Below are 14,036 nucleotides of genomic sequence, written 5' to 3' on the forward strand. Positions count from 1 at the left end.
GGGGTTGGAATGTCCAAAGATGCACTGAACGCTTTCGGAGATCTGATCATTGGAGCACGTGACCAAACTCTGGAAAATCTGCTCAGAGATCTTGATGTTCGTGGCTCAAATCACACCGGGTTCGGCAGCCTCTTGCGCAATCGTCGTGTGACGGACGCACTGTTGGCTGAAGTGATCGACCACCTTTTGTTCAACCTGATGGTGGCCATTCAGGAAACTGACATTAGTCAGGAGGTTCGCCTGAAGATAGCGCGCGACGGAACGGTCCATGATGTGCTTGAGATCACAGATGGGCTGGCCGGAGAGTTGCTGACCGATCAAGGCTGGATCGCGCAAAAGTCGAAATTCAGTGATCGAAAAATCGAGGAGCGCACGCGCGAGCGGTTTGCACCGCCGACCGCACCGGCGGCTGGTGATGGCACCCAATACTATACGCTCACCAGTAACCCGGCACAGAACACACAGTCGTTTATCTACCAAACCGACGCCGAGGCGGCGCGCCTCGCGGACGAGAACGACGACATCTATCTCGGTCCCTATACCGCGGACGATCTTGGTCGGGATGAAATCACCTTCCATGACTGGATCCCGAGCGTTTCCAGTTTTGTGATGACGGACCGCTTTGTCTCGACCGTGCAGTCGTATGACATGCGCCAACCGGACTTCTTTGAGGTGCAGCTGACCTGGGGACCTGAAAATCTGCTTGAATGGGTGGGTGACGAGATCAAGGCGTTCTTCACGATGCGACCGCCTGCCGTTGATGTCATCGATCCGGAGAAGACCCCGCTTCATTTTTGGCCCCAGCTGAAAAAATACAAGCTGTTGGATTACGTCGTGACGCAACCATTACCGGAAGGCGTACACCTCGCGGTAGACAGGAGCCGACCCTTCATGGCCATTTGCACCGATCGCTTCAAAACATGGGCCGAACGTGATGGCTTGCGGCTTGGTTTCGAGCCAGTACCATGTGCGATCAGCACGAGCAGCGCACCCAAGACGGTTTGAGATCGCCAGAGACAGCAAGAGCTATCGTTTACACCATATCTACTGATAACCGCTTTGTCCGCAGAGCCATCCTTCTGGCGCGATCCGGCGCTGCAAGTCGGCTCCCAGTTGATAGCAATGTGCGTATTTTCACGCGGGATTTCCAAAAGCTGCATGGGAAGGCAGGAACAGATTTATGAGTGAGAGCAGCAAGCGCGTGCCATGGATTCTCGCGTTGGGAATGTTCGTCATTGGCACGACATCGCTCAGCATCCTAGGCCTTGGACCAGCCCTGACGCGCGACCTGGCGGTAGATCCGGCAGATGCGGGATGGCTCGTGACAGCGTTCGCCGCAACCTTTGCCGTAACCGCACCGCTTGCGCAATTCACACTCGGACGGCGGTTTCCGCCCCGAACGCTGATCCTCGCAGGCGCGGGCGTTCTTGCAGCCTCCCTGATTTGGTCCGCGCTGGCGACGTCGTTCAACGCGCTTCTATTTGCGCGCGTAGCGTCGGCATTTGGTGGTGCTCTCATCGCTCCAACCAGCGCGGCACTTGCGATCTCTTTGGTAGCCGTGGACCGGCGCGGCGCGGTTTTGGCCACAGTCTTTGCGGGGTTTACCCTTGCAACCGTTGGCGGGGTGCCGATTGCGACGTGGCTCACGCTCTTGCTGGGGTGGCGTGGGGCGATTGCGGGTATAGGTGTGGCCGCGCTCCTTTTTCTTGCCTTGGCCGCACTTTTCATGCCGCGCGACAGAGGCACACGCAGTGCAGCACATACATCGGCGCCGGGCGGCCTGAACATCATTGCACCCGCACTCCTGCTTTTTGGGACGGTGGGAATGCTATCGACGCAATTTGTCATCTATGCCCTCATGGGAGAGTTGCTGGGCCAGCAATTCGGTGTCAGCGAAATCAGCCTTCCAATAGCAATTCTGCTCTTTGGGGTTCTTGGTGTCGCCGGCAATGCCGTGGCGGGCGCGCTGTCGGATCGGGTTGGGCCCGGCCCCTTGGTTTGGGTGAGTTTTGCGGGTCTAGCTGCGTTTCTTTCCCTTATGCTTCTTGAGCTGGGGCCATATCTGGGCGCGACAGTTCTGGCAGGATGCGCCTTTATGGGCACTCTGTTCGCGACGCCGCAACAAAGCCGTCTCGTGGGCTTGGTCTCCAGCGAACATCACGGCTTTGTCCTCGCGTTGAATTCGTCCGCCAGTTATCTTGGCATCGCCTTTGGTTCGGGCATGGCAAGCGCGATCGCCATCAATATCGGGCTTTGGGCGCTGCCTTTAGGAGCATTGGGGCTGCTGGCCGTGACAGCCACGGTGACGGTTGCCTTCGGTGCCATCAAGAGATGAGGGTGCACCATCACACGGAACTTGCGTGATGTTGCATGCGGCATCGAACCTTGGCGCCGACGCCGTTTATTGTCTTGGCATGATATGGCGCTGCTGCGGTGCCGCATGTGGGCTTCGCGCCATGCCTTAAGCGCGCGGCGAAGGTCCGGTTCTTAGGCTTGCCAATCCTTGCCGCCTGTGGATTGCTGCCAATCCAAGGATTTGTGGAGAAAACAGAATGATCGACCCCGCCGTGCTGCTGACCTATTCGCTGATCGTTCTTGGCTTTGTTTTCATTCCTGGCCCCGCCACCCTTTTGACCGTGGCGCGGGCCACAACGTCGGGAACAAAAGTCGGTATCGCAACGGGTGCGGGTATCACGGCTGGCGATGTCCTCCATACCATCATGGCAGTGGTCGGTATCTCTGCGATAATCGCGGCGTCTGCCACTCTTTTCACCATCGTGAAGTATCTTGGCGCGGCCTATCTGGTCTATCTTGGTCTGAAGGCGATATTCGAAAAGACCTCAATCGATCTGGGCCAGGGTCGCGTTCCGATTACGGCCCCCCAAGCCTTTAGGCAGGCGATCCTGGCTGAGGTGCTGAACCCGAAAACAGCCTTGTTTTTCCTCGCGTTCCTGCCGCAGTTTGTTGCTGCGGAGAAAGGCTTTGTGGTCGCGCAACTCACCATCCTTGGGATCGTCTTCGCGCTGATCGGCTTTTTTAGCACAATCGTCTATTCCGTTGCCTCTGGTGGTCTTGGACATGTCCTACGCCGCAATCCGACGGTTCTGAAATGGCAAGGCAAAGTGGTCGGCGGCATCTACGTTGCACTTGGCGCGCGCCTTGCCTTGCAAGAGCGATGAGCCGGCATGCAAACCCAATATCATATCGCGGGCGTCCGTGACTGACGGCTGGTGGCTGAAGCTGGAAAACGATTTCGCGACGTCAAGCGTGTAAACAACGCTGAGACATTGGGGTTTGGACAAAACCACCGTTACGAGCGGGTCGTCCTTCCCGAAACGTCCGCTTGCCAAGGGGCGCCTGGAAACATACCAACGCGTCTGTCGGTCATTTTGATTATGAGCTGGGGAAGAGCGTGTCGGCTATGATCAAGCATCGGATCCTATGTTTCGGGGACTCTCTGACCTGGGGTGTCGTGCCAGGGGCCAGAGACAGACATGCAGCAGAATGGCGATGGCCCGTGGTTCTGGGGGACACCCTGGGGGCCGAAGCGCTGGAAGCGGGTCTGAACGGACGCACGACCGCCTATGACTTTCCTGGCAGACCCTATCGGAACGGTCTTGATGCCCTTCCGATGTTCCTGGAACAATATGCCCCGCTTGATCTTGTGATCATCATGCTGGGGACCAACGATCTGTTTTCCGTCCCCGACCCGACAGCAGAACATGTGATTTGGGGTCTGCGGCACTTGACACGGATGGCCTGTGCACCCGCCGTTGAGCCCGGGATGCCTGTTCCAAACGTCATGATCGTCGCCCCGCCCCTGCCATGCGGTGTCCCGGACAGCCCCTACCCGTTCGCGAAGGTCACGGCGCAGATTGAAGCACATGCGAAACGGTTGCCTGCGCTGTTGCAAGCCTTTGCGGATGAATATGGATGCGCGTACTTCGATGGGTCTCATCTCGCCACGGACGAGGCCGACGGCATTCATCTTTCGAACGATACGTCCCGGAAGCTCGGACAGCAAATTGCGGAGGCTGTTTTGAAGAATGGCGCTCTGCTGGCATGAGTGGGGCCGGAGCGCGCTGACGCTGACATGGGTCAGTGTCACTTTCGAACGGGGCGGATACGTTGGTGAATTGCAGCTAAGGTCTGAAACGAGCCCAATTTGACGAATGCTGCGACCTGCATGAAGGTCTGTTAAGCAGATGCGAGACTACTTCGTTTCCAATCGAAACTTCAGGAACCTCTCTCCGTCGTAGTCGACATCCCCTACGTGCTCAGCACCAAGTCTTTCGAGCGCTCCCAGGTTCTTCCTGGATGGTGGCAACAGAAACGTAACAAAGGGAATGCGGTCGTCAGCAATGGCGAAATCTATGGCCTTAGTTGAAATGCGCCTGCCAAGACCAAACGCATCCGGCCGCAAGACAAGACCGAAATCCCACTCGTCACCTTCTTTCTGAAAACCGCCCCACCCAACATATTTTTTGTCGACCAGAAATGCCCAGTGCCCGAGTCCATCTCGCTCCCAATATTCCTCTTTCATTTTGACAAACTTGAGTGCCATCTCCGTGTCCCACGCACCTGTTAGAAGCGGCATGTGTTCGGCAACCCTAGGGTCGGACATGTGCTTGGCAATCTCGGAAGCTGGCACATCAACTAGCCGAGAAAATGTAATCTCATGTGTCAACGTGTCGTCCCCTGTGTCGTTGAGCTGCCATATCCAGCCGGTGCGTTGGCAGCAACCCTCAGGGCAAGCGCAGTGTCCATGTGAAGCTCACAGCGAGCGGGATCAGGAAGATTGATGCCGCCGTTATAGATCACAGTGTTGTTCAGCAACGACTAGTCGAAGGGCTGTCAGAATTTGAAGATCTGAGTTGAACACGGTTCTGGACAAGTGCTCTTCATCCTTTGGAGATACGTAAAAGCAGACTTTATTGGCTCTTAGTCAAACGGCAGCAAAGTCCGCTTAGCCGACACTGAACGGGACGGCTCTTTGGCAAACCGCTGTTCTTGCCTCAGACCTCCAGCCATTCCTTGCGCACGTCGTCGCGTTGGCGGAGTTCTTCGGGGGTGCCTTCGAAGACGACCTGGCCGTGACCCATCACGTAGACGCGGTGGGCGATGTCCATGGCGATGGCGAGTTTCTGTTCCACCAGCAACGTGGCGATACCGCGTTTGGCAATCTCTTGCAGAAGCTCGGCGACCTTTTGGGTCATCTGGGGGGAAAGCCCCTCGGTCGGCTCGTCGATCATGATGAAATCGGGGTCGCCCATCAGGGTGCGGCACATGGTGAGCATCTGCTGTTCGCCGCCCGAGAGGACCGAGGCCTCGACATCCGCACGGCGTTCGAGGTTTTCGAACATGTCGAACATGTCCTGCATCGACCATCGGCCTGAGCCGTCCTTTTGCCCCGGTTTCAAGCCGAGGATGAGGTTTTGCCGCGTCGTCAGCCCGGGGAAGATATCGCGGTTTTCAGGGACATAGCCGATGCCCATATTGGCGATCTCAAACGCCTTCTTGCCCGCGATCTGCTGGCCCTTGAAGGTGACGGCGCCGTGGGGTTCGACCTCTCCCATCACGGCCTTGCAGGTGGTCGAGCGCCCCACGCCGTTGCGGCCCAGAAGGGCCACGATCTCGCCCTCCTGAATGGTCATGTTCACCCCCTGAAGGATGTGGGACTTGCCGTAATAGGCGTGAAGATCCTGTACGTCGAGCATCAGTGTTCAGCCTCCAATGCGGCGCCCAGATAGGCCTCTTGCACCTTGGGATCGCCGCGCACCTCTTCGGGGCGGCCGGTGGCGATGATCTCGCCATAGACGAGGACGGAGATGAAATCGGCGAGACCAAAGACCACGCCCATATCATGTTCGACCATGATGAGGGTCTTGTCTTCGGTCACCTTGCGGATCAGCTCGACGATGTAGTCGGTTTCGGAATGGCTCATCCCCGCGGTGGGCTCGTCGAGCATGATCACGTCGGCACCGCCAGCGATGGTGATGCCGATCTCCAACGCGCGCTGTTCGGCGTAGGAGAGGACGCCGGCGGGCAGGTCCTTACGGTTGGTGAGGTTGATCTGTTCGAGGATCTCCATCGCGCCGTCGGTGAGGGCACGGCTTTTGCTGACGATGGACCAGAAATTATACTTGTAACCCATCGACCAGAGGAGCGAGCAGCGGACGTTTTCGAACACGGTCATCTTGGGGAAGATGTTGGTGATCTGGAAGCTGCGCGAGAGGCCCATTCGGTTGATCTCGTAAGGCGCGAGGCCGGCGAGGTCCTGACCGTGCAGCTTGACGGTGCCGGAGGTCTGGGGGAAGCGCCCGGTGATCAGGTTGAAGAGCGTGGATTTGCCGGCACCATTGGGTCCGATGATGGCATGACGCTCGCCGCGATTGATCGACAGGTCCACGCCGCGAATGATCTCGGCCTTGCCGAAGCTCTTGTGCAGGTCGTCAAGTTGCAGGGCGGCGTTCATAGGCGACCTCCGTCCGGGGTGTTGGCCTGTCCCCAGGCCTCGGCCAGGTCGGGGGCGGTCTTGCGAGCGAGCCAGAAGCCGCCCAGAGCCAGGGCCGCAGCGACGATCCAGGGCAAGATGTCGTGGCTGTTGAAGGTGGTCCAGAAGAGGGTCATTTCCTCATCTCCGGCGGTGGCATGGCGGTAGTGGAACGTCATCTCGACCAATGACGCGATGCCGATGATGGCGAGCGCGCCGGGGATCAAGGTTTTGATGTAGGGCATCACCAGAACGCGCGCTTTGCCGAATTTGAAGGCGGGGACATGCATCATGATGAGACCGGCGAGGCCGCCGGGGAAATACATCACCGTGGCGACGAAGAGGACACCGGCATAGAAGGCCCAGAGGTCGGTTTCCAGGCTGAGCACGGTTTGCACCAGTGTGAAGACGATGGCGCCGATGATGGGGCCGAAGAAGAAGCCGACGCCGCCGAGGAAGGTGACCAGAAGGATGATGCCCGATGAGGCGGTATTGAGGTTCTCTTCGGTCAGGATTTCGTAGTTGATGGCGAAGAGGCCGCCCGCGATGCCGGCGAAGAAGCCGGAGGCGATGAAGCTGTAGAAGCGCACCCAGCGGGCGGAGTAGCCGAGGAATTCAGCGCGTTCGGGGTTGTCGCGCACGGCGTTGGCCATACGGCCCAGAGGCGTGCGGGAATAGAGATACATCAGGATCGAGGAGATCATGAGCCAGAAGACGATGAGGTAATAGACCTCGATCTGCTGCAGGAACTCGACGCCAAAGGTTGGCAAGGCGTATGTGCGGTCGCCGGAGATCCCCTCTTCTCCGCCGAAGAAGGCGACGATAATGACCGAACAGGCGGCGATCAGTTCGCCCACGCCGAGGGAGATCATGGCAAAGACGGTGCCGGCCTTCCGGGTGGAGAAGGCGCCGACGATGGTGGCGAGGCCGAGGCCGAAGAGGCCACCGAAGATGGGCAGGATGATGAGGGGGATGGAGGAGAAGAGCCCCTCCATATTCATGATGTGGACACAGGCGAAGCCGCCCACACCCATATAGACCGCGTGGCCGAAGGAGAGCATGCCCCCCTGCCCCAGCAGCATGTTGTAGGCCAGCGCGAAGATGATCGTGATCGACATCTGGTTCATGATCGTGATGGCCGAATTCGTGGTGAACACGTAAGGCAGCAGCATCAGGAGCACGAAGGCGACGATCCACGGCGTGGCGCTGAGCGTCATGGAGCCGGCGCGGATGCGGGTGGCGGGGCTTTGGGTTTGATCGGTCATGCGTCACGCTTCCCGAAGAGGCCGTAGGGGCGGAAGACGAGGATCAGCACCATCAGGATGTAGGGCAGGATCGGCCCGATCTGCGGCATGGTCAGCGTCCAGAGATCGCGCAAAAGCGCCTCATCGAGGTTCTCGGGGCGAATGAAGCCGATGCCGGTGAGGATATCCTCGAACCGGATGTTGTAGCTGGCAGCGAAGGTGGTGATCCAGCCGATCAGCAAGGACGCCACCAGAGCGCCCCAGAGCGAGCCAAGCCCACCGATCACGATGGTGACAAAAACGATGGAGCCCAGAACGAAGGCCATGCCGGGGAACGTGCCCAGCACGGGGCCAGCGATCACGCCGGCCACACCGGCCAGAGCGGTGCCGACACCGAAGACGCCCATGAAGATCAGGGGCACGTTGTGGCCCAGAGCCTCAACCGTCTTGGGATAGCTGAGGGCGGCCTGGATGATCATGCCGACACGGGTCCGGGTGAGGATGTAAAGGAGTGCGATGAAGATCGCGATGGAGATGAAGATCATGAAGATCTTGTAGGCGGGGATGGAATTGCCCGCGATGGAGAAGGCTGTGAATTGCAGCACTTCGGGGATGGCGTAGGGCATCTGGTTCTTGCCCCAGATGAATTGCACCAGCTCCTCGATCAGAAGCGCGAGGCCGAAGGTGAAGATCAGTTCGGGCACGTGGCCGTATTGGTGGACCCGCCGCAGACCGTAGCGTTCGACCCCGGCCCCCATGATGCCCACGATGATCGGAGCGAGAAGGAGGCCCATCCAGAAGCCCATGGCGAGACTGATCTGGTAGGCGAAATAGGCGCCCAGCATGTAAAAGCTGGCATGGGCGAAGTTGAGAACCCCCATCATCGAGAAGATCAGGGTCAGGCCCGCGGACAGCATGAACAGCAGAAGTCCGGTCACCAGCCCGTCAATGAGGTTGACGAGTATCAGGTCCATGAAACGCTCCGGTCAAAGGTGCAAGCAGGGTATCCGGCCCGCGCGAAGGGGCGGGCCGGAGGCGTGTGAGACCGATCAGTAGGTCTTCATTTCGCAGGTGGTGGGGCTGTCCAGAGCCGCCATTTCCACCGTCTTGATCACCTTCACGCCGTAGCCGGAATTGTCATAGTCGAAGGTGACGTCTTCGTTGGTGTGGGCGTGGATATGCACGTCCTGGATCAGCTGGTGATCCTGTGGGCGCATCATGAGCGTGCCGCCCCAGATGCTTTCATGCTCCATCCCGCGCAGGGCGTTGGCGACAGCGACCACGTCATCGGCAGAGCCTGCCTCATCGATGGCCTTGGCCAGCATCTCGATCACGTTGGCGATGCGCGCCTGGCTGACATCGCCGTTGGGATACTTGGCCTTGAACGCCTCGACATAGGCCGCGGCACGGTCGTTGGAGGGCGGGTTCAACTGCCCCTCGCCCACGAGCCGCAGGGAGCCGTCGCCGGTTTCGCCAAAGGCGGCGGTGATGCCGTCGGCGGCGGCATAGTAGGTGTAGATCGGGCCGCTATAGCCGTTTTCGATGATCGACTTGCCAAGGCCCAGCATGTCGGCGCCCCAGTTGCCGGTGATCACGGCCTGCGCGCCCGACGAGACGATCTTGCGGGAATAGGGCGTGAAGTCTTTCACCTTGCCGATCGGATGCAGCTCGTTCCCGACGATCTCGATATCGGGTCGTTTCTCACCGAGGAACCGGGTCGCGGCGGCGGCGACGGCTTTGCCGAAGCTGTAATCCTGCCCGATGATGTAGACCTTCTTGATGTCATCGTTGGCGGCAATGGAATCCGTCAGCGCGTCCATCTTGATATCGGCATTGGCGTCGAAGCGGAAGTGCCAGAAGTTGCACTTGTCATTGGTCAGCGCGGGGTCGACAGCGGCGTAGTTCAGGAAAAGCACGCGGTCATCGGGGTTGCGACGGTTGTGCTTGTTGATCGCATCGGTCAGCGCATTGGCCACGCCCGACGAGTTGCCCTGCGCGATGTAGCGGATGCCCTGGTCGATGGCGACCTGAAGCTGGATCAGCGATTCCTTGGGGCTGATCTTGTTGTCGAAAGCCACCATTTCGAACATCTGGCCATCGAGAACGCCGCCATCCTTGTTCACCAACTCGTCGGTGGCAAAGCGGAACTGGTTGAGCCCGTTGGTCCCGGTCGCGGCGAACGGCCCGGAAAGCGGATCGATGAAGGCGATTTTGACGTTTTCGGCAAAGAGCGCCGAAGCAGACACCGCCATGGCAAGCGCGGCACTCAAGCCAAGCTTGATTGGATTACGCATATGATTTCCTCCCTAACGCGGCCCGACGTGCTTTTGATGCTCTTATGCGGCCGAGCCTAATCAAAAGCCTTGCACATTGCGGATCAAAGTCAAGCGTTTGGGTGGGGGCCGAGCGCGATGTGTCTGAGGCGGGAACCAAGGGCTCAAGCCGGGCTGTGAGCGGATGGCACGCGCGGGATTTGCTGTTGCGATGTCGCGTCAAACCGTTAGTTTTTCGACTTTAGATTTGCTCTATAATTATATGTTTGTATGAATATAAATGGCTTTTCCGGTGTGGGCGATACATCATGCCGCCTCCCAGCGAATAGCGTATGCATCAGGCAAGGCGTTATGAAAGCCAGCGAACTGACCCTGCGTCAAAGACGGACGGTCCGGAAGATACCTGGTTTTGCAGGGTCGGAAACGGGCTTTGACATTCCGCTCTGCGGAACAAAATTTCGCCGGTGATGTCGTGATTCTGCCCGGGGCTCAGGCCCGGATGCTCAGCGTCTCGGCGGCCTCGATCAGGCGTTTGGCATAGACGCCCTCGAGCTGCTTGCGTTTGACGTGAAAGGATGGCCCACCCACGTTCAGCCCATAGACCCGCGAACCGTTCATCGAGAAGACCGGCGCGGCGATGCCGTTCACATCGGGGCGCCATTCGCCGTAGCCGGTGCAGTAGCCCTGCGCCTCGTACTCCGAAAGGCCGCGATGAAAGCCTGAGCGACGCTCGGCGTCGCCTTCGGGGTCGATTTCGTTGGCCTCCGCAAAGGCCGCCGCGCGTTCGTCTTCCGGCATGCCGATGAGAACTGCGCGCCCGATGGCGGAGTGAAAGAGCGGGATGCGGGAGCCGACATGCATGGTGAGCGACACGTCCTCGTGCGAGCGGTGCACGGCGACATAGACCACATCCATCCGGTGCCGCTCGCCCAGGGCGACGGTGACATAGGGGTTCGGGCCGGTGCAGAGCGCGCGCATAGGATCGGCGGCGCGTTCGGTGATCTCCATCGACGACAGGACGCCGAAGCCCAGTTGCAGCACGCCGGAGCTGAGCCGATAGGTGCCCTTGCGCGGGTCAGCGACCAGGTAGTCGAGCTTGCAGAGCGTATGGGTCAGGCGCGAGATCGTGGCCTTGGGCAACCCGGTGCGTTCGGAGAAATCGGTGTTGGTCAGCTCCGCCTCGCCCCGTTCGAAACAGCGCAGCACATCGAGGCCGCGGGCAAGGGCGGTGACGAAATTGCGGTCCTTGTCCTCGATGTCGCTGTCGGGCATGGGGCTCAGCCCGCCTTGAGGGCTTGCAGCCCGTGCTGGGCGAAGACAGGGACGTATTGGCCGACCTTGCGGGCGCGTTCGGGGTTCGATGCGTTGCCGTCGAGCGCGCGTTTCAGCACGCCCTGGATGATCGCGGCCATGCGGAAGAAGCAGAACGAGAGGTAGAAGCCGAAATTCTCCACGCCCGGCAGACCCCGACGTTCGCAGTATTTGGCGATGAACTCGGCATCGCTGGGCAGGCCGAGTGCGGCGCGGTCGATGCCGGCAAGGCCCCTGCCCTCGGCCCCGGCGGGCATCTGCCATTGCATGATGACGGAGGCGAGATCGGCGTAAGGGTGGCCGATGGTGGACAGCTCCCAATCGAGCACGGCGAGGCATTTGGTACCCTCAGCCTCGAAGATCATGTTGTCGATGCGGTAATCGCCGTGAACCAGCGTGCGCTGGCCGTCATCTTCGGGCATCTCGGCGACGAGGGCGTCCATCAACTGGTCCATCGCGGCGACAGTCTCGGTCTCGGACGCGCGGTATTGCTTGGACCAGCGGCCGACCTGACGTTCGAAGTAATTGCCGGGCGGGCCGTAGTCGCCCAGGCCCACGGCGTCGATATCGACCATGTGGAGGGCGGCCAGCACACGGTTCATGTCGTCGATGACGGCGGTGCGGTCGGTGTTGGTCAACCCCTCCAGCGTGGGCTGGGTGAAGTTGCGGCCCGGCACATGGTCCATCACGTAGAAGGAGGAGCCGATCACGGCGTCGTCTTCGCAGAGCAGATGCATTTTGGCGACGGGCACGTCGGAACCCGCCAGCGCCTTTTGCACGCGGTATTCGCGGTCCACCGCATGGGCGGATTTCAGAAGCGTGCCGGGCGGCTTGCGGCGCAGGACGTAGTTTTTCGCGGGCGTTTTCAGCAGGAAGGTGGGGTTCGACTGACCGCCTTCGAACTTGGTCGCCTCCAGCGGTCCGCCAAAGCCCGGCAAGTGCGCGGAGAGGTAGGCCGAGACGGCGTCGAGATCGAGGGTTTGCGTGTCTTGGCTCATATCGCTCCTCAGCTATAGGTCAGCAGATGCGCGCGGGCGGCGTCGGCCAGATGCGGTGTTGCGTTGAATTCATGCAGGAAAAACGCCCGGTTTGAAAAGATAAACCGTGTGAGGGAGGTGTTTTTGACCTGAAGGTTAAGCGCCATCATCTGCGCGTCGGGGGCATCCAGAGCGCGCGCGGTGAGCTGCCCGATGGGCCCGCCGGAGCTGATGACGAGGACGCGTTTGGCGTCCGTGTCGGTGGCGAAGGCACGGGCGGCGGCGACGCGGGTTTCGAAGTCGCGCCAGCTTTCTTTCGCGCCTGAGAGCCCACCCTTTTGCCAGTCGAGGATGGTCTCACGGAGGGTGCGGAAATGGGTCTTGCGGTCGCCCATCACGAGGTCGGGTATGGTGCCGTTGAAGCGGACACGCAGGAGGTCGTGAAAGTCGTATTCGTTGAGGCCGGGATGCTCTTCGGGCGGCTCGGAAAAGCCCATGGAGGCGAGCGTTTCCTTTTGCCGCGTAAGCGTGCCGGTGATCAGACGGTCAGGCTCCCAGCCGGAGGCGCGCAGCGCGTCCCCCACCACGCGGGATTGTTCATGGCCCAGATCGGACAGGCGGTCGTAATTGTCCTGCCCAAAGGAGGCCTGCGCGTGGCGGATGACGAGCAGTTCAGCCATTGAAATCGGCGGCGAGCCTGGCGCCCGCGGCCCGGTATTCGGCGTCGATGCGGTTGACGAGCGTGGCCACGTCGGTGACGGCCTCCACCGCGCCGACGCCTTGGCCGGAGCCCCAGATCTCCTTCCAGGCCTTGGGTTTCGAGGAGCCTTGCGAGAAGTTCATTGAGGAGGGGTCGGCGGAGGGCAGATTATCGGGATCCATGCCCGCGCGTTCGACGGATTTCTTGAGGTAATTGCCCCAGACGCCTGTAAACAGTGAAGAATAGACGATGTCCTCGGCCGAGCTGTCGACGATCATCTGTTTGTATTCGGGCTGGGCGTTGGCCTCGTGCGTGGCAATGAAGGGCGAGCCCATATAGCCGAAATCAGCCCCCAGAGCACGGGCGGCGAGGAGCGCTTCGCCGGTGGCGATCGCGCCTGACAGCAGCAAGGGCCCGTCGAACCATTCGCGGATTTCTCGGATGAGCGCGAAGGGGGATTGAGAGCCTGCATGGCCCCCTGCCCCGGCTGCGACGGCGACGAGACCGTCGGCGCCTTTGTCGATGGCTTTCTTCGCGAAGGTGTTGTTGATGATGTCGTGCAGCACCACGCCGCCGCAGGAATGGGCGGCCTCGTTCACCTCCACCCGCGCACCGAGGGAGGTGATCCAGACCGGAACCTCATGTTTGACGCAGATGTCGATGTCGCGCTGCAACCGCCCGTTGGAGCGGTGGACGATCTGGTTGACCGCGAAGGGTGCTGCGGGCGTGTCGGGGTTGTCCTGGTTGTGGCGGTCCAGTTCTTCCTTGATCTGGGTGAGCCATGCGTCGAGGAGCGGTGGTTCGCCTTCGGCTTCACGCGCATTCAGCGCCGGGAAAGAGCCGATGATACCGGCCTTGCATTGCGCGATCACCAGTTCGGGGACCGAGATGATGAAGAGAGGGGCTGCGACCATGGGCAAACGCAGGCCCTGCAGCGCCTTGGGCAGGTGGCTGTCGGAGCGGGAGGCGGTGTCTTTCATGTCATCATCCTTTTCGCGCAAAGGGACGGCCCGGCGGGATGCGCCGGGCCTTTTTGGT

14 protein-coding genes are annotated in these 14,036 nt (G+C 60.2%); 4 read left to right on the forward strand and 10 right to left on the reverse strand.

The genetic code is table 11. The annotated features are described in order from the left end of the window. The first annotated feature begins 9 nt into the window (after positions 1-9). From CFI11_RS11890 to CFI11_RS11905, 4 genes are all read left to right on the forward strand, one after another. Positions 10-1,005 carry a hypothetical protein gene (locus CFI11_RS11890; protein ID WP_130406192.1) on the forward strand — a complete coding sequence of 332 codons (996 nt, stop codon included), beginning with the start codon at positions 10-12 and terminating at the stop codon, positions 1,003-1,005. Positions 1,006-1,180: 175 nt separating this feature from the next. Further along, entirely contained in the window at positions 1,181-2,335 is a 1,155-nt protein-coding gene (locus CFI11_RS11895) for an MFS transporter (protein WP_130406194.1), read from the forward strand. A 217-nt stretch (positions 2,336-2,552) separates the two neighbouring features. Next, positions 2,553-3,179, forward strand: a complete 627-nt coding sequence (locus CFI11_RS11900; protein ID WP_130406196.1) for a LysE family translocator — start codon at positions 2,553-2,555, stop codon at positions 3,177-3,179. Between the two features lie 242 nt (positions 3,180-3,421). After that, a complete protein-coding gene (locus tag CFI11_RS11905; protein ID WP_130406198.1) occupies positions 3,422-4,066 on the forward strand; it encodes a GDSL-type esterase/lipase family protein in 645 nt (214 codons plus the stop codon). A 147-nt stretch (positions 4,067-4,213) separates the two neighbouring features. On the opposite strand, the gene CFI11_RS11910 is transcribed toward CFI11_RS11905, so the two are convergent. The 10 genes from CFI11_RS11910 to CFI11_RS11955 all read right to left on the reverse strand — a co-directional run bounded on the left by CFI11_RS11910 (position 4,214) and on the right by CFI11_RS11955 (position 13,978). Next, complete coding sequence (locus CFI11_RS11910; RefSeq protein ID WP_165390246.1) at positions 4,214-4,687, reverse strand: GNAT family N-acetyltransferase; 474 nt, start codon at positions 4,685-4,687, stop codon at positions 4,214-4,216. A 328-nt stretch (positions 4,688-5,015) separates the two neighbouring features. Next, positions 5,016-5,720, reverse strand: a complete 705-nt coding sequence (locus tag CFI11_RS11915) for an ABC transporter ATP-binding protein (RefSeq protein ID WP_130406200.1) — start codon at positions 5,718-5,720, stop codon at positions 5,016-5,018. After that, positions 5,717-6,475: an ABC transporter ATP-binding protein gene (locus CFI11_RS11920; protein WP_130406202.1), complete on the reverse strand. Its 759-nt coding sequence runs from the start codon at positions 6,473-6,475 to the stop codon at positions 5,717-5,719. Before CFI11_RS11920 ends, CFI11_RS11915 begins: the two co-directional genes overlap by 4 nt. Then, positions 6,472-7,758 (reverse strand): branched-chain amino acid ABC transporter permease, encoded by a 1,287-nt coding sequence (locus CFI11_RS11925; protein WP_130406204.1) that lies wholly within the window; start codon positions 7,756-7,758, stop codon positions 6,472-6,474. The genes CFI11_RS11920 and CFI11_RS11925 overlap by 4 nt, the downstream gene beginning before the upstream one ends. Continuing rightward, complete coding sequence (locus CFI11_RS11930; RefSeq protein WP_130406206.1) at positions 7,755-8,711, reverse strand: branched-chain amino acid ABC transporter permease; 957 nt, start codon at positions 8,709-8,711, stop codon at positions 7,755-7,757. Before CFI11_RS11930 ends, CFI11_RS11925 begins: the two co-directional genes overlap by 4 nt. Positions 8,712-8,786: 75 nt before the next feature. Beyond that, entirely contained in the window at positions 8,787-10,031 is a 1,245-nt protein-coding gene (locus CFI11_RS11935; protein WP_130406208.1) for a branched-chain amino acid ABC transporter substrate-binding protein, read from the reverse strand. A 468-nt stretch (positions 10,032-10,499) separates the two neighbouring features. Beyond that, positions 10,500-11,282 (reverse strand): IclR family transcriptional regulator, encoded by a 783-nt coding sequence (locus tag CFI11_RS11940; RefSeq protein ID WP_130406210.1) that lies wholly within the window; start codon positions 11,280-11,282, stop codon positions 10,500-10,502. Between the two features lie 5 nt (positions 11,283-11,287). Next, a complete protein-coding gene (locus CFI11_RS11945) occupies positions 11,288-12,319 on the reverse strand; it encodes a phosphotransferase family protein (RefSeq protein ID WP_130406212.1) in 1,032 nt (343 codons plus the stop codon). A gap of 8 nt (positions 12,320-12,327) precedes the next feature. Next, entirely contained in the window at positions 12,328-12,978 is a 651-nt protein-coding gene (locus CFI11_RS11950; protein WP_130406214.1) for a histidine phosphatase family protein, read from the reverse strand. Then, positions 12,971-13,978, reverse strand: a complete 1,008-nt coding sequence (locus CFI11_RS11955) for a nitronate monooxygenase family protein (RefSeq protein ID WP_130406216.1) — start codon at positions 13,976-13,978, stop codon at positions 12,971-12,973. The genes CFI11_RS11950 and CFI11_RS11955 overlap by 8 nt, the downstream gene beginning before the upstream one ends. Between the last annotated feature and the right edge of the window lie 58 nt (positions 13,979-14,036).

Source organism: Thalassococcus sp. S3 (assembly GCF_004216475.1).
Lineage (GTDB): Bacteria > Pseudomonadota > Alphaproteobacteria > Rhodobacterales > Rhodobacteraceae.

Coding starts and splice junctions, on each gene's coding strand:
- CFI11_RS11950 (WP_130406214.1), bottom strand. CDS start 12,978: ATGGCTGAACTGCTCGTCATCCGCCACGCGCAGGCCTCCTTTGGGCAG.
- CFI11_RS11930 (WP_130406206.1), bottom strand. CDS start 8,711: ATGGACCTGATACTCGTCAACCTCATTGACGGGCTGGTGACCGGACTT.
- CFI11_RS11900 (WP_130406196.1), top strand. CDS start 2,553: ATGATCGACCCCGCCGTGCTGCTGACCTATTCGCTGATCGTTCTTGGC.
- CFI11_RS11935 (WP_130406208.1), bottom strand. CDS start 10,031: ATGCGTAATCCAATCAAGCTTGGCTTGAGTGCCGCGCTTGCCATGGCG.
- CFI11_RS11905 (WP_130406198.1), top strand. CDS start 3,422: ATGATCAAGCATCGGATCCTATGTTTCGGGGACTCTCTGACCTGGGGT.
- CFI11_RS11940 (WP_130406210.1), bottom strand. CDS start 11,282: ATGCCCGACAGCGACATCGAGGACAAGGACCGCAATTTCGTCACCGCC.
- CFI11_RS11955 (WP_130406216.1), bottom strand. CDS start 13,978: ATGAAAGACACCGCCTCCCGCTCCGACAGCCACCTGCCCAAGGCGCTG.
- CFI11_RS11945 (WP_130406212.1), bottom strand. CDS start 12,319: ATGAGCCAAGACACGCAAACCCTCGATCTCGACGCCGTCTCGGCCTAC.
- CFI11_RS11895 (WP_130406194.1), top strand. CDS start 1,181: ATGAGTGAGAGCAGCAAGCGCGTGCCATGGATTCTCGCGTTGGGAATG.
- CFI11_RS11925 (WP_130406204.1), bottom strand. CDS start 7,758: ATGACCGATCAAACCCAAAGCCCCGCCACCCGCATCCGCGCCGGCTCC.
- CFI11_RS11890 (WP_130406192.1), top strand. CDS start 10: ATGTCCAAAGATGCACTGAACGCTTTCGGAGATCTGATCATTGGAGCA.
- CFI11_RS11920 (WP_130406202.1), bottom strand. CDS start 6,475: ATGAACGCCGCCCTGCAACTTGACGACCTGCACAAGAGCTTCGGCAAG.